Origin of the sequence: Stenotrophomonas geniculata ATCC 19374 = JCM 13324 (assembly GCF_001431625.1) — a bacterium.
In the GTDB taxonomy this organism is placed as follows: domain Bacteria; phylum Pseudomonadota; class Gammaproteobacteria; order Xanthomonadales; family Xanthomonadaceae; genus Stenotrophomonas; species Stenotrophomonas geniculata.
Genome location: NZ_LLXT01000094.1, coordinates 23,065 through 36,965 on the forward strand (window position 1 = coordinate 23,065; position 13,901 = coordinate 36,965).

Below are 13,901 nucleotides of genomic sequence, written 5' to 3' on the forward strand. Positions count from 1 at the left end.
TCAGTGCTGCCCCCGCAGGCGGCGCCACAGCAGGCGTGGTGCGCGCCAGAGCATGCCGAAGAACAGGCGGGTATGCATGCGGCTGATGCGCACGTTGTCGCGCCACACATCGAAGTGCGACACGCCATCGGCGGGATAGGTCACGCGCGTGGCCAGGTGCTCGACCGGCAGCTGCCGCCAGTACAGGCGCACCATCACCTCGGTATCGAAATCCATGCGGCGGCCGATGGTCTCTTCATCGATCAGGCGCAGCACCGCCGGCAGCGGATACACGCGGAAGCCGCACATGGTGTCGCGCAGGTGCAGCGACAGCGTGTTGATCCAGACCCAGATGTGGGTCGCGTAGCGCCCGTACAGGCGCGCCTTCGGAACACTGGCGTCGTAGGCCGGAATGCCGCAGATCACCGCCTCGGGATGGGCGCGCGCCGCTTCGATGAAGCGTGGCAGGTCAGCGGTGTCGTGCTGGCCATCGGCATCGATCTGCAGCACGTGGCTGTAGCCACGCGCACCGGCTTCGGCGAAACCGGCCAGCATTGCCCCGCCCTTGCCCTGGTTGATGTCCAGGCGCAGCAGGTCGACGCCCTGGCGCTGTGCCAGCGAGCGCAGTGCATTCGCGCACGCCTCATGCGAGCCATCATCGACCAGCAGGCACGGCAGGCCGGCGGCCTGCACGCCGTCGACCACCGCCGCGATGGCGTGCTCGTGGTCGTAGACGGGGATCACCACCAGTGGCGCGAACGCGGCACTGGCAACGGCCGGATCAGTCCGCATCGGCGAAGACCACCTTGCCGCTGGCATGCACACCGTGGCTGGAGGTGTAGCGGAAGGCCAGCACGTTGCGTGCGGCATCCCAGTCCAGCTGCAGGGTCAGCTCATCGCCCGGGCGGGCCACATGCTGGAACTTCACCGCATCCATGCGCAGGAACGCTGCAGGCATCGCGAACATCTGGCGGCCAAAACGCACTGCCCAGTCCAGCTGCGCCACGCCGGGCAGGATCGCCGCCTGCGGGAAGTGGCCCTGGAACGGCCGCAGCGCCGGGTCGAGGGTCATGCGCAGGGTGGCGCTGGCGGCGTCGCGGCGGTCCCAGACCGGCACCGGCATCAGTGGCTGGAACAGCGCTGCCAGCGCCGCCTGGGTGACCTTGCCCTGTGCGTTGATCGGCAGCGTCGGCACCAGCCGCCAGCGGCGCGGCCGGGTGACCGCGTCATGTGCCTGTGCCAGGCGCGCGCCCAGGCGCTGGCCCAGCGCGCGGCGCGCGGCGTCACCGCCCTCCAGCAGCGCCAGGTCGGCCGGCACCACCACGGCCGCCAGCTGCTCGCGCTGGCCGGGCAGGACCAGCACGCGCACGTCGTCCACTTCGGCGTCTTCGCGCAGCGCGCGTTCGAGCGCATCCAGCGAAACGCGGCGCTCTTCGATCTTGACGATGCGGTCGGCACGGCCCAGCAGGCGGAAGCGGCCGTCGGCCAAGGCTTCCACGCGGTCCTGGGTGCGCCACCAGTCGAGGGTTTCCAGATGCGCCGAGGCGACGGCCAGGCAGCCATCCTCGATGCGCCACTGCACGCCCGGCAGCGGCTGCCACGCTGGCAGGTCGGTGTCCCAGCGGCGCCAGGCGATACCACCGGTCTCGCTGCTGCCGTAAACCTCGGTCGGTGCCACGCCCAGCCACTGCCGTACCTGGCGTGCAGCTTCTTCCGGCAGTGGGCCACCGGAGGAGAACACCGCACGCAGGCGGCCATGCAGGCTGGCCCAGTCGAGCTGCTCGGGCAGGCGCTTGAGGTGAGCCGGGGTCGCCACCAGCACCGTGTCGGTACCGGCCAGCGCGCCCACCAGGTCTTCATGGAAGAACCGGCGTGGATGGATCAGGCGGCCGGCGGCCAGTGGCCACAGCACGCGGAACAGCAGGCCGTAGATGTGCTGGTGGGACACCGTGCCATGCACCTGCACGCCTTCCAGCTGCGCGCCGAACGCGGCCTGCAGCGCATCCACCTCGCGCGCCAGCTGGTCCATGCGCTTGCTGATCGCGCTCGGCTGGCCGGTGCTGCCGGAGGTGAACACGCACAGTTCGCAGGCGCGCTCGTCCAGCGCCTGCAGTTCGTCGTCCAGCGCGGCGTCCAGCGCCGCCAGCGGGCGGTAATCGGCGGACACGTCGCCTGCGAAACCGCTCACCTGCGGCTGCAGCGCCTGCAGCGTGGCCGGCAGGTTGTCGGCGGCCAGGAACACCCGCTTGCCGGCATGCCAGGCGCCGAACAGCGCCGCAGCAAAGGCCACGGCATCGTCGAAATACAGGGCCCAGTCACGGCCTTCGGCGGCCGCAAAGGCCGCGCGCCAGGCCAGCACGCGCTGGCGGAAGCGAGCGTGGTCGATCACCTCGCCATCGCAGACGCCAACATTGCGCTGCGGCCGCGCCTCCAGCAGCAGCCGGTCCAGGGCAATCCACTCAGCCATGCGCGTGCGCCGCCTTCACCCGCCGCCGCACCAGCCACTCACCTGCGAACAACACGCCCATCATCACGTACGCCAACAATCCGTTGTAGAGCATCCAGACCCGGTCCGACGCGTACAGCGCGGTCAGCAGGGCCAGGCTGCCGTTGAGAACGAAGAAGCCACACCACACCTGGGTGACGCGGCGGGTATAGGCCACTGCGAACGCTGGCAGGTCCGGTTCCTGCAGCCGTGCCAGGCGTTCCACCAGCGGCGGGCCGAAACGCAGGCTGGTGCCAAACACCGCCAGCATCACTGCATTGACCAGCGCCGGGTACAGCTTCAGCGGCAGGGCCTGGTTGAGTACCGTGGCCAGCACCGCCAGCAGGCCGGTGCCCGCGGCCGCGGCCCACCACAGCGGCTGGCGCGTACTCAGCGCGCGCAGCAGGGCCAGGGTGAACAGCAGCAGCGACAGCCAGCGTGGCTCGAAACGGCCCATCGCCAGGTACACCAGTACCGGGTAGGCCAGCGAGATCGCAGCCACCACGACCGTGCGTGCGCGTGCCATGGTGGAGCCGTCGGCGCTGCGGTCAGGCGGCTGCCTGGTCCGGCAGCAGCCTGTGCACCACATCAACGATGTCCTGCACGGTACGCACGGCCTTGAACGCTTCCGGCTGCAGATTGCGGCCGAGCAGCGGCTTGAGCTGCACGATCAGGTCCACCGCATCGATGCTGTCGATGTCCAGGTCGTCGTACAGGCGGGCCTCGGGCGTGATCCGGGCGGTTTCGATCTCGAAGCTGTCGGTCAGGATGCTGACGATGCGTTCGAACAGTTCATTCTTGGTCATGGCAGGTCCTGGCACCGTTACGACTGGCGGGCGGCGACGAACTCGCCGAGCGCGCGCACGCTGGAGAAATGGCGACGGGTTTCTTCCGAATCGGCCGAGAGGCTCACACCGTACTTCTTCTGCAGCGCCAGGCCCAGCTCCAGCGCGTCGATCGAATCCAGGCCAAGGCCCTCGACGAACAGCGGCGCGGTCGGATCGATGTCCTCCGGCGTGATGTCCTCCAGCGAAAGGGAGGAAATGATCAATTCCTTGATCTCGTGCTCAAGTGCTTGCACGGTTCGGATCTCCAGACAGGTCGAAATAGCGAGAAAGGTGCTCGGTGACGCGACGGGCTGCCAAGGCATCCCCCCTTGGCGAGTCGTCTTCGGCCAGAAATGGCGCGATCGGGATATCTTCGCCGATCTGCAGCCGAACGTGAAAGCGACGTGAGGGGACACGATACCACTTCTGCCCCTTGGTCAGCGTTGGCGGGCTGCAGGTGATCCGCACCGGGGTGATGTCCAAGCGGCCGCGCACGGCGATGTTGGCCGCGCCCCGCTGCAGCCGCGGCGGCTGTCCGGGCACGCTGCGGGTGCCCTCCGGGAAGATGACCAGGGTGCCTCCAGCGCGCACTGCGGCCACACAGTCATCGACCAGGCCGGCACCATCGTCATTGGCGATGTAGCCGGCGGCCCGTACCGGACCGCGCATGAACGGGTTGCAGGCCACGGCCCGCTTGACCACGCAGTCGGCGTTGGGAAGCAGCGAGATCAGGCAGACCACGTCGATCAGGGTGGGGTGGTTGGCCAGCACCAGCAGGCCGTCGCGCTGCAGGCGCTCACCGCCCTCGATCTCGTAGGTCATCACCCCCAGCCCGCGCATCAGCCGCAGGTGGCTGGCGAACGCGACCTGGACCACGCGCCGGGCGCGGCGGCGGCGCGCCACCGGGTCACGCATCAGCAGCAGTACCGGCATCACCAGAACGCCGAGCAGCAGCCCGCCCAGGCCAAACGCGACGAAGCTGAGGCCGGTGCCAAACACACGCCAGGCATGGTCGAGGCGGCGCAGCAGCTCAGCCACGGCGGCTCCAGCACCAGCGCTGGCCGTGGGCCACGTGTTCCAGTGCCGGCGCGCCAGACAACAGGAACCGGTGCAGGTCCAGCGCATGCGGCAGCAGGCCGGGCGCAGTGCTGGCCTGGCCGTCGGCCGGCTGCCACTGCAGCGACAGCGTCGGCCGGCCCTCCGCCGGGGCGGTCAAACGCCAGCACCAGGCAAAGAACGGGTCTGGTTCATCGGCGAACGTCGCGTAAATTTCAGGAAGTGGCGACTCGTAGACCACTACCCGTACCTCGCGGGCGCCATCGGCCAGCAGGCCGACGGCCTCCAGGCAGGCCGTCTCCACCGTGGCCTGGCCCGCCGCCAGCGCCAGGTAGTTGCCGCGGTGGCCGCGGGCGATCGAATACAGCGCGGCGATCGCGTTGTGCACGGACAGGCCGAATCCGGTCGGCGACAACGGCTGGTCGCCGACCAGCGCGCCCAGCAGGTCCATCGAACGGGCCACGTCGCCGTGGCGGCTGGCGAACACCAGCGGCACGTCACTGTCGGCGCCCTGCCCGTCCTCGCACCAGCACGCGGCCTGGATCGCCATACGACCCAGCCGCTCGATGCGACGGCGCTGCATCGCCGGCACTTCGGCCAGCGCCGGCGTGTCCCCGCCATGCGGCAGGTACGGCGCATCGGCCCAGCCCAGCCACTGGCTGCGCTCACTCAGGCCGGGCGCCCAGGCGGCCCAGTCGACGATGGAAAATTCGATCATTTGGCGATGGTGCTTCAACGGGAGAACGATAGGCACGAGCCATTACGGCGACGCGCGGCGGCCCCCCGTTCCTGCAGCCGTGCGTCCGTCCAGGACGTCGCCGGCTGCCCCCCTGGCCGCCGGAAAGGAGCGCACGCTAGCACGTCCCGCGCGGGGTGTGCAGGTTTCACATTCCCCAACACGGGGCCCGGCAAGCGCAGGCCCCGTCTTCAATCGATCAGTGGTAACCGGTGTCGGCGTGCACCTTGCCGCGGAATACCCGGTACGACCATGCCGTGTAGCCGAGGATGACCGGCAGCAGAATGACCAGCCCGACCAGGGTGAAGCCCAGCGAGGAGGCCGGCGCGGCGGCCTGCCACAGCGTCATCGACGGCGGCAGAAGGTAGGGCCACATGCCCAGCACCAGGCCGAGGAAGCCGAGCACGAACAGGGCCAGGCTGAGCAGGAACGGCGGCAGGTCACGGCGCGGGTGGGTGGCACTGCGCCACAGCGCGGCGGCTACCGCCAGGGTCAGCAGCGGCACCGGCGACAGCCACCAGAAGTTGCCGTCGCTGAACCAGCGATCCATCAACCGCGAATCGAGGAACGGCAGCCAGCTGCTGACCAGGCCCATCGCCGCGATCACCGCCACCACCAGCGGCCGGGTCAGCTGCCGCGCCAGCGCCTGCACGCGCCCTTCGGTCTTCAGGATCAGCCAGGTGCTGCCCAGCAGCGCGTAGCCGGCGACCAGCGCGGCGCCGGTCAGCATCGCGAACGGGCTGAACCAGGCGAACGGCCCGCCCTGATAGACACCGTCCACCAGCGGGATGCCCTGCACCAGGGTGCCGAGGATCACGCCCTGGGCGAAGGTCGCCAGCAGCGAACCGAGGCCGAACGCCACGCTCCACAGCCGGCGCGAACGATGCGCCTTGAAGCGGAACTCGAACGCCACGCCACGGAACACCAGCGCCACCACCAGCAGCAGCACCGGCAGGTACAGCGCCGACAGCAGCACCGCATACGCCCTCGGGAACGCCGCCAGCAGGCCGGCGCCACCGAGCACCAGCCAGGTCTCGTTGCCGTCCCAGATCGGCGCGGCGGTGTTCATCATCAGGTCCAGCTGTTCCTCGTCCTCGGCGAACGGGGCGAGGATGCCGATGCCGAGCACGAAGCCGTCCAGCACCACGTACATCAGCACGCCGAAGCCGATCACCGCGAACCATGCCACCGGCAGCCAGGTCATCAGGTCCATGTCAGCGTTCCTCCAGCGGTTCGTCGGCGGCCGACAGCGGGCGTGCCGGGGTATGGCTGCCGTGGTCCAGCGACGGCCCCTCGGCGTACGGCTGCGGCCCATGGCGCAGGATCTTCACCAGGTACCAGATGCCCCAGCCAAACACGAAGGCATAGCCAACAACGTAGACGCCCAGCGACAGCGCGGTCATCCACGCGCTCTGCGGGCCCACTGCATCAGCGGTGCGCAGCACGCCATACACCACCCAGGGCTGGCGCCCCATCTCGGTAACGAACCAACCCGACAGCAGCGCGATGAAGCCACTGGGCAGCATCCAGTTCCAGCCGCGCAGCAGCCACGGCGAATCCAGCAGTTTCTTCCGCCACAACTGGAAGGCCGACACCCAGGCCAGCAACAGCATCAGCGTGCCCAGCCCGACCATGATGCGGAAGGCGAAGAACACCGGCGTCACCGGAGGCCGCTCGCTGGCGGGTACCGAGGTGAGAGGATCGAAGGTGCCGTCCAGGCTGTGGGTGAGGATCACGCTGCCCAGCTTCGGGATGGCAACTTCGAAATCGTTGCGCTCTTCCTTCTCGTTCGGCAGCGCGAAGACCACCAGCGGCACGCCCTCGCCTTCCTTGGTTTCATGCCAGTGCGCTTCCATCGCCGCGATCTTCATCGGCTGATGCTTGAGCGTGTTCAGGCCATGCATGTCGCCGACGAAGATCTGCACCGGCACGGTCAGTGCTGCGAACCCCACCGCCGCGATCAGCATGCGTCGGCCCGCTTCCACGTGCGTTCCCTTTCGCAGGTACCACGCACCCACGCCACCGATCACGAAACAGGTGGTGATGAACGAGCCCAGCGCCATGTGCGCCAGGCGATAGGGGAACGAGGGGTTGAACACCACTTGCCACCAATCGACTGGATGCACGATGCCGTTGACCATCTCGTAGCCGGCCGGTGTATGCAGCCAGCTGTTGGACGACAGGATCCAGAACGTGGAGAACAGCGTGCCCAGCGCGACCATGCAGGTGGACAGGAAATGCAGGCGCGGCGAGACCCGGCCCCAGCCGAACATCATCACGCCGAGGAAGCTGGCTTCCAGGAAGAACGCGGTCAGCACCTCGTAGGTCAGCAGCGGGCCGATGACCGTGCCAGCCACCTCGCTCAGCCGCGGCCAGTTGGTACCGAACTGGAAGGCCATGACGATGCCGCTGACCACGCCCATGCCGAACGACACCGCGAAGATCTTCTGCCAGAAGAAATACAGCTCGCGCCACACGGGCAACTTCGTGCGCAGCCAGCGCCATTCGATGAAGGCCAGCCAGCTGGCCGTACCGATGGTGAAGGCGGGGAACAGCACGTGGAAACTGATGACGAATCCGAACTGGATCCGGGACAACAACAACGCGTCCAAGGGACGCCTCCTGCCTGTGACCGGTGGGATACCGGACCACTTTAGGAGAATTTCGTTAAGGTGGGATGCGACCGGGTGACGCGCTGCTTCACTTTGTCGCAGGGCGGCGTGAAGGCCGCCGAGCATGGCCCAGCGCTACCGATTGACCGCTCTGGTAGCTGCCAACCTTGGTTAGCACACGCACCCAGGCACCGATTACGGCCGGCATCTACCCACCGCGATGGGAGCGGCCCATCGCCCGGCAGGCGCCTCAGTGCCAGAAATACCAGCCCGCTGCAGCCAGCAGCGCGCCAAACAACAGAACCTGCACCACCACATACCCCACGCCACTGTCACGCGACTCAGCGGCGATGCGCTTCTGCAGCGCCTCGCTCACATCCGGTGTCTGTTCCTGCTGCGCCTGCTCACGCAACGCCTGCGCCAGCGCGCGCTTTTCCGCATCGCGAGGGTCGGTCGGTGGGTTCACAGCAGTTCTCCGGCGGTGGCATGCCGCGTCAGTTCCTGCTTCAGGACCTGGCGCGCACGGTGAAGGTGGCTCTTGATGGTACCGCGGGCCAGTCCAGTCACCTGCTCGATCTCGGCCAGATCGAAATCCTCCAGGTAATGCAGGCCGACGATCAGCCGCTGCGGTGCACTCAGCCGTTCCAACGCCGCGCCAAGATGGCGACCAGCCTGCAGCGCCTCGCTCAGTTCAGCCGGCCCCGGCCCTTCATCGCCAATACCCAGTTCCTCGGGTACTTCCACCGCCACCATCCATTGCGCCTCCAGCCGTCGCCTGCGCAGGTGCTGCAACGCCGTGGTGTAAGCCACCCGTGAAACCCAGGTGCGCAGCGAGGATTCAAAGCGGAACCGGTGCAGCTGGCGGAACACGGCCAGGAAGGTTTCCTGCAGCAGGTCGGCCACCTGATCACGGTCGCCCACCATGCGCCCGATCACATGCGCGCAGGTACGTTGATGGGTCTCGACCAGCTGCGAAAACGCCGCCTGCGAGCCGTCGATGATGGCCCGCACCAAGGCTTGGTCCGCATCCAGCGGTGCAGCGGGTGCCGCCGTCGCCGCTGCATCGTGGCGGCGACGGCCCCGAAGTGCCGACAGCACTTCGCCGAGCAGGCTCATGCGCGGGGCGCCTCCTGTGCCCGTGGCATGTCCTGGCTCAGCCCTTGCGTGCGGCAGGACGGGTGAAGTGCCAGGCCAGCAGCTGGCCGAGGCCGGCACTGCCGACCATCGCGGCGGCGGCGCCGAAGGTCAGTTCGCGTGCACCGATCGCCTCCAGCAGGCCCATTGCCACGGCCAGGCTGACCAGGCTGATGCCCCAGCGCAGCGCGCCCTGGCGGCGGCGTTCTTCTTCCAGTACCGCCAGCGAGCGGATCACTTCCTCCGGCACGTGCGGAGCCACCAGCTTGCTGCGGGCGCGGGCATCGGCAATGGCATGGATCGCGTAGGCGATGCAGATGAAGAGGGTGATCGGGATCAGTTCCTGCATGGTCGGACTCCTGTTCGGTGGATGATGCGGGTTCAGGAGAATGGATGCGCGACCACGGCAACCGGTTGCACCACTTTGCCAATCCCGCTGCCATGACCTGTGGCCCCTGCCCCGGGCCGGGGCGGCTGGTACCCTTGGCCGGTTTCCTCTTCTGGTGCCGTCCGCCCATGTCCCGAGTGCTGCCCCTGTCCCTCCTGCTGTCGGCCGTGCTGGCCGCACCGGCTGCGCATGCCGCGCCGACGCCGATCACCATCGAACAGGCCATGGCCGACCCGGACTGGATCGGTCCGCCGGTCGAGAAGGCCTGGTGGTCGTGGAACAGCCAGCAGGTGGAATACCAGCTCAAGCGTAGCGGCAGCCCGGTGCGCGATACCTTCCGCCAGCCGCTGGCCGGTGGCGTGGCCGCGCAGGTGGCCGATGACCAGCGCGGCACCCTGGACGTGGCCGAGCCGGTCTACGACCGCAGCCGCAGCCGCAGCGCCTTCGTCCGCAATGGCGATGTGTTCGTGCGCGACCTGCGCAGCGGCGCGCTGACCCAGCTGACCCGCAGTAACGAGCGCGCGGGCAACGTGAACTTCGCCGCCGACAACGGCGTGATCTGGCGCGTCGGCCAGAACTGGTTCCACTGGACCGCCGCCAGCGGCGTGCAGCAGGTGGCCAGCCTGAAGGCCGAGAAGGATCCGCGTACGGCACCGAAGGCCGACGTGCTGCGCGACCAGCAGCTGCGCACGCTGGAAACCCTGCGCCGCGACCGTGACCAGCGCGAAGCACTGAAGGACCAGGACCAGCGCTGGCGCCAGGCCGACCCGACCCGCGCGCCGGGCCCGGTGTACCTGGGCGCCGACGTGGAGATCGCCGACAGCGTGCTGTCGCCGGACCTGACCCACCTGATCGTGGTGACCAAGCCGAAGGACTTCGATGACGGCCGTGGCGGCAAGATGCCGCTATACGTGACCGAATCGGGCTACGAGGAAACCGAAGACACCCGCACCCGCGTCGGCCGCAACGGCTTCGAACCGCATACCCTGTGGTACGTGGACGTGCGCACCGGCAAGGCCGAGAAGGTTTCGCTGGCTGGCCTGCCGGGCATCAGCACCGATCCGCTGGCCGAGCTGCGCCGCAAGGCCGGCAAGGACGCGCTGAAGGGCGAGCGCAGCCTGCAAGTGATGAGCGACTTCATGGGCGGTGGCATCCGCTGGAGCGCCGACGGCCAGCAAGCTGCGGTGATGCTGCGTGCCAACGACAACAAGGACCGCTGGATCATCAGCGTCAACGCTGCCGACGGCCGCGTGCAGAACCGCCACCGCCTGACCGACAACGCCTGGATCAACTGGGGCTTCAACGATTTCGGCTGGATGGCCGATGGCCGCACGCTGTGGCTGCTGTCGGAGGAATCGGGCTTCTCGCACCTGTACACCCAGGCCGGTACCGCAAAGCCGCAGGCGCTGACCAGCGGCAAGTGGGAAACCTCGGCGCCGGTGCCGTCGGCCGATGGCAAGGGCTTCTACTTCCTGTGCAACCAGCAGGCGCCACATGACTACGAAGTCTGCGCGGTCGACACCGGCAGCCGCCAGGTGCGCGAGCTGACCAGCCTCAACGGCGTGGAAGACTTCTCGCTGTCGCCGGACGGCCAGCAGCTGCTTGTGCGCTACTCCGGCGCCTACCTGCCGCCGCAGCTGGCCGTGCTGCCCAGTGCCGGTGGCCAGACACGCGTGCTGACCGACACCCGCACCGCCGACTACAAGGCGCGCCAGTGGATCCAGCCGAAGCTGGTGGCAGTGCCGTCCAAGCATGGTGCCGGCGTGGTCTGGGCCAAGTACTACGAACCGGAAAACAAGGAACCGGGGAAGAAGTACCCGATCGTGATGTTCGTGCACGGCGCCGGCTACCTGCAGAACGTGCACCAGCGCTACCCGGCCTACTTCCGCGAGCAGATGTTCCACAACCTGCTGGTGCAGAAGGGCTACATCGTGCTGGACATGGATTACCGCGGCAGCGAGGGCTACGGCCGCGACTGGCGCACGGCGATCTACCGCAACATGGGCCACCCCGAACTGGAAGACTACAAGGACGGCCTGGACTGGCTGGTCGACACCCAGCAGGGTGACCGCGACCACGCCGGCATCTACGGCGGTTCCTACGGCGGCTTCATGACCTTCATGGCGCTGTTCCGCTCGCCGGGCACCTTCAAGGCCGGCGCCGCGCTGCGCCCGGTGGTGGACTGGCACCAGTACAACCACGGCTACACCAGCAACATCCTCAACACCCCGGACATCGATCCGGAGGCGTACCGCGTGTCCTCGCCGATCGAGTACGCGCAGAACCTGCAGGACAACCTGCTGATCGCCCACGGCATGATGGATGACAACGTGTTCTTCCAGGACTCGGTGAACCTGACCCAGCGCCTGATCGAACTGCACAAGGACAACTGGTCGATCGCACCGTACCCGCTGGAGCGCCACGGCTACGTGCGCGCCGACTCCTGGCTGGACCAGTACAAGCGCATCCTCAAGCTGTTCGAGCAGAACCTGAAGTGAGCGACGCCGCGGCCACGATCCAGATCGTGGCCGCGGTCATCCTGGATGACCGCGGCCAGGCGCTGGTGGTGCGCAAGCACGGCGCCAGCCGCTTCATCCAGCCGGGCGGCAAGCCCGAACCCAGCGAGGCGCCTCTGCAGGCGCTGGCCCGCGAGCTGGACGAGGAGCTGGGCGTGCAGTTGCGTACGGCTTCAGCGGCTGCGCTGGGCACGTTCGAGGACTGGGCGGTGAATGAGCCTGGCCAGCGCGTACAGGCACAGGCCTGGTGGGTGCAGGTGCACGGCACGCCGCAGGCGCGCGCCGAGATCGCCGAACTGGCCTGGGTGCCGCTGCAACCACCGCATGGCCTGCCCTTGGCACCCTTGAGCGAACACCATATCCTGCCGGCGGTCGCCACCCGGGTGACGGCCCGCTGACCGCGCGGGCACCGATTGCAAGGACACCGGATGTCAATGTCGATCCCGCCGATTCCTTCGCTGGTCCAGCCGGCCTATCACGCCTGGGTGCGCCCGATCGCACAGGCCTCGTTCTGGCTGTCACTGCTGCTCACGGTCTACTTCGTGATGCAGGGACTACTGCTGTGGCCGCTGCACAACCTTCCGATCTGGCATCTGGTTGAGAGGGAAGTGCAAGACCAGCACCTGCACAGCCTGATCTGGCTTTTGGCGCATCCGGTGGCCGCGTCGTTGATCGTCGCGCTGCTGTGCCTGGCCTCGACCCTGGCCAGCTGGGGCCTGCTGCGCGAGCGCAGCTGGGGCCTGTGGAGCTTTGTGGTGATCCTGCTGCTGAGCGCAGTGACCAACTTTGCGATCGCCGGCTGGTTGGATGTGTTCATGCGTGACGTCATCCCGTTTCTCTCCGACGACGCCCTCCTGCAGCAGGAACTCCATCTGAAACGCTGGTTGATCACGCTGACCGTGGTGGCCATGTCATTTGTGTTCCTCGGCCTGCAGGGCTGGCTGGCCTGGCGCCTGCTGCGGCCGGACATCCGCTCACGTTTCCACTGAGCCCCCCTTTTCCGCACGACAAGGACCGTTGCATGCGCTTGCAGGCTCTTCTCCCCGCACCGCTGCTGTTCGCCGCGCTGCCAGCCGGCGCCGACGCGTTGCAGTGTGGCGAATACCGCAGCGCCGATGGCGGCATGGCGCTGGTGTTCACCACCCCCAGCAGCGGCTACCACCACGATGGCGGCAGCGAGCCGCAGCCGCTGTGGGTTGATCGCAGTGCGGCGCAGACGCGCCTGGTCATGCTCGACGATGGCGTGGCGGAGCCGATCCGGATCAGTGCCGATGGCCAGCGCATCGAGGACGACGGGGTGGTGACCTACACCCTGCGCCAGTCCCGTGCCTGCACCGTCGAGCCCAGCACGATGGACGGCAGCTGTCGCGCCGCCGGCAGCCACTGCATTGCGCAGCTGCCCACGGCCTCTCCCGGCCAGGCCCAGCGCGCGTGCCGCGAGGGCGTTGGCGCGGGCTGCTCGGCGCTGTTGCGACAACTGCGCGATGGCAATGCCGCAGCCGCTGGTGACACCGGCGCCGCCCTCTTCGAGCGCCCGTCCGCCTGCCGCGAACACACGCCCGAGCATGACCCGCAGGCCTGCGAGGCGCTGACCGGTGATGCGCTGGCCACCGCGATGTAGCGGGTGGTTGAACGCCTGCAACAGGAAGACGAAGACGCACTGGATTCACCGCTTCCGGCCGCTGCACGCGATCGTCTGCAGCAGCTGTGCCTGCAGCACCGCAGTGGTCGCTTCTGCGTCGAAGTGGCCGAACAGAAGTTGATCGCGCTGGAACCCGCGTTGGCGGTGCAGGCCCTGCAGGTGGTCTGCGATGCAGGCCGCATCAGTGCCTGCGAACGCATCGCACCGCTGCGCGATCTCGGCACGGACCTGCGCCTCGTCCCGGCCCAGCGGGTGCCGTGCGGCCGCTATCAGGCCGACGGTGGCGTGATCGACAGGCTCGACTTCGGCGATGGCGCGCGTGGCCGTCTGCATGACGGCGCGATCCACCTGCAGCAGAACGGCGAAGCCCTTGTGCTGCGTCAGCTCTGCAATGGCGACCTGCTTGGTATGGATGCGCAGACGGGATATCAGCGTTACCAGCCGGTGCCCGGCACGGCACAATGCACGCCCCCGCGCGAGGGCCGTGGTTCGCCGTAGCGCCTGGAGTTTTCCGTTCGATCGTCAA

General features: G+C 68.1%; 15 protein-coding genes and 1 pseudogene. 4 read left to right on the top strand and 12 right to left on the bottom strand.

The window, feature by feature from the left end; genetic code table 11:
- The 12 genes from ARC63_RS08165 to ARC63_RS08220 all read right to left on the bottom strand — a co-directional run bounded on the left by ARC63_RS08165 (position 1) and on the right by ARC63_RS08220 (position 9,178).
- A complete protein-coding gene (locus tag ARC63_RS08165) occupies positions 1 to 771 on the bottom strand; it encodes a glycosyltransferase family 2 protein (RefSeq protein ID WP_043399560.1) in 771 nt (256 codons plus the stop codon).
- A complete protein-coding gene (locus ARC63_RS08170) occupies positions 761 to 2,446 on the bottom strand; it encodes an ApeI family dehydratase (RefSeq protein WP_057502998.1) in 1,686 nt (561 codons plus the stop codon). The genes ARC63_RS08165 and ARC63_RS08170 overlap by 11 nt, the downstream gene beginning before the upstream one ends.
- Positions 2,439 to 2,990, bottom strand: coding sequence for a COG4648 family protein (locus ARC63_RS08175; RefSeq protein WP_010482325.1), 552 nt, complete (start codon positions 2,988 to 2,990; stop codon positions 2,439 to 2,441). The genes ARC63_RS08170 and ARC63_RS08175 overlap by 8 nt, the downstream gene beginning before the upstream one ends.
- A 22-nt stretch (positions 2,991 to 3,012) precedes the next feature.
- Positions 3,013 to 3,270: an acyl carrier protein gene (locus ARC63_RS08180; protein WP_006402206.1), complete on the bottom strand. Its 258-nt coding sequence runs from the start codon at positions 3,268 to 3,270 to the stop codon at positions 3,013 to 3,015.
- A gap of 17 nt (positions 3,271 to 3,287) precedes the next feature.
- Positions 3,288 to 3,545, bottom strand: coding sequence for a phosphopantetheine-binding protein (locus ARC63_RS08185; protein ID WP_005411610.1), 258 nt, complete (start codon positions 3,543 to 3,545; stop codon positions 3,288 to 3,290).
- Complete coding sequence (locus tag ARC63_RS08190) at positions 3,532 to 4,329, bottom strand: lysophospholipid acyltransferase family protein (protein ID WP_010482327.1); 798 nt, start codon at positions 4,327 to 4,329, stop codon at positions 3,532 to 3,534. The genes ARC63_RS08185 and ARC63_RS08190 overlap by 14 nt, the downstream gene beginning before the upstream one ends.
- Complete coding sequence (locus ARC63_RS08195; RefSeq protein WP_049435994.1) at positions 4,322 to 5,065, bottom strand: beta-ketoacyl synthase chain length factor; 744 nt, start codon at positions 5,063 to 5,065, stop codon at positions 4,322 to 4,324. The genes ARC63_RS08190 and ARC63_RS08195 overlap by 8 nt, the downstream gene beginning before the upstream one ends.
- A 217-nt stretch (positions 5,066 to 5,282) precedes the next feature.
- Entirely contained in the window at positions 5,283 to 6,296 is a 1,014-nt protein-coding gene (gene cydB, locus ARC63_RS08200; protein WP_049454168.1) for a cytochrome d ubiquinol oxidase subunit II, read from the bottom strand.
- A gap of 1 nt (position 6,297) precedes the next feature.
- Positions 6,298 to 7,695: a cytochrome ubiquinol oxidase subunit I gene (locus ARC63_RS08205; protein ID WP_049413148.1), complete on the bottom strand. Its 1,398-nt coding sequence runs from the start codon at positions 7,693 to 7,695 to the stop codon at positions 6,298 to 6,300.
- Positions 7,696 to 7,945: 250 nt separating this feature from the next.
- Positions 7,946 to 8,161, bottom strand: a complete 216-nt coding sequence (locus ARC63_RS08210; protein ID WP_057502999.1) for a hypothetical protein — start codon at positions 8,159 to 8,161, stop codon at positions 7,946 to 7,948.
- Positions 8,158 to 8,811, bottom strand: coding sequence for an RNA polymerase sigma factor (locus ARC63_RS08215; RefSeq protein ID WP_057503000.1), 654 nt, complete (start codon positions 8,809 to 8,811; stop codon positions 8,158 to 8,160). Before ARC63_RS08215 ends, ARC63_RS08210 begins: the two co-directional genes overlap by 4 nt.
- Positions 8,812 to 8,848: 37 nt before the next feature.
- Positions 8,849 to 9,178 (bottom strand): hypothetical protein, encoded by a 330-nt coding sequence (locus tag ARC63_RS08220; protein WP_010482336.1) that lies wholly within the window; start codon positions 9,176 to 9,178, stop codon positions 8,849 to 8,851.
- Positions 9,179 to 9,345: 167 nt separating this feature from the next.
- On the opposite strand from ARC63_RS08220, the gene ARC63_RS08225 reads away from it, so the two are divergent.
- The 4 genes and pseudogenes from ARC63_RS08225 (at position 9,346) to ARC63_RS23845 (ending at position 13,873) form a co-directional block, all read left to right on the top strand.
- Complete coding sequence (locus ARC63_RS08225; protein WP_057503001.1) at positions 9,346 to 11,715, top strand: S9 family peptidase; 2,370 nt, start codon at positions 9,346 to 9,348, stop codon at positions 11,713 to 11,715.
- Positions 11,712 to 12,131, top strand: coding sequence for an NUDIX hydrolase (locus ARC63_RS08230; protein ID WP_057503002.1), 420 nt, complete (start codon positions 11,712 to 11,714; stop codon positions 12,129 to 12,131). Before ARC63_RS08225 ends, ARC63_RS08230 begins: the two co-directional genes overlap by 4 nt.
- A gap of 30 nt (positions 12,132 to 12,161) precedes the next feature.
- Positions 12,162 to 12,722, top strand: coding sequence for a hypothetical protein (locus ARC63_RS08235; protein WP_019661728.1), 561 nt, complete (start codon positions 12,162 to 12,164; stop codon positions 12,720 to 12,722).
- Positions 12,723 to 12,754: 32 nt separating this feature from the next.
- Positions 12,755 to 13,873 (top strand): annotated as a pseudogene (locus ARC63_RS23845) (hypothetical protein).
- Positions 13,874 to 13,901 lie beyond the last annotated feature (28 nt).

Excerpts from the sequence above, each read along its gene's own strand:
- ARC63_RS08165 (WP_043399560.1), bottom strand. The coding sequence starts at position 771 with ATGCGGACTGATCCGGCCGTTGCCAGTGCCGCGTTCGCGCCACTGGTG.
- ARC63_RS08170 (WP_057502998.1), bottom strand. The coding sequence starts at position 2,446 with ATGGCTGAGTGGATTGCCCTGGACCGGCTGCTGCTGGAGGCGCGGCCG.
- ARC63_RS08175 (WP_010482325.1), bottom strand. The coding sequence starts at position 2,990 with ATGGCACGCGCACGCACGGTCGTGGTGGCTGCGATCTCGCTGGCCTAC.
- ARC63_RS08180 (WP_006402206.1), bottom strand. The coding sequence starts at position 3,270 with ATGACCAAGAATGAACTGTTCGAACGCATCGTCAGCATCCTGACCGAC.
- ARC63_RS08195 (WP_049435994.1), bottom strand. The coding sequence starts at position 5,065 with ATGATCGAATTTTCCATCGTCGACTGGGCCGCCTGGGCGCCCGGCCTG.
- cydB (WP_049454168.1), bottom strand. The coding sequence starts at position 6,296 with ATGGACCTGATGACCTGGCTGCCGGTGGCATGGTTCGCGGTGATCGGC.
- ARC63_RS08215 (WP_057503000.1), bottom strand. The coding sequence starts at position 8,811 with ATGAGCCTGCTCGGCGAAGTGCTGTCGGCACTTCGGGGCCGTCGCCGC.
- ARC63_RS08220 (WP_010482336.1), bottom strand. The coding sequence starts at position 9,178 with ATGCAGGAACTGATCCCGATCACCCTCTTCATCTGCATCGCCTACGCG.
- ARC63_RS08225 (WP_057503001.1), top strand. The coding sequence starts at position 9,346 with ATGTCCCGAGTGCTGCCCCTGTCCCTCCTGCTGTCGGCCGTGCTGGCC.
- ARC63_RS08235 (WP_019661728.1), top strand. The coding sequence starts at position 12,162 with ATGTCAATGTCGATCCCGCCGATTCCTTCGCTGGTCCAGCCGGCCTAT.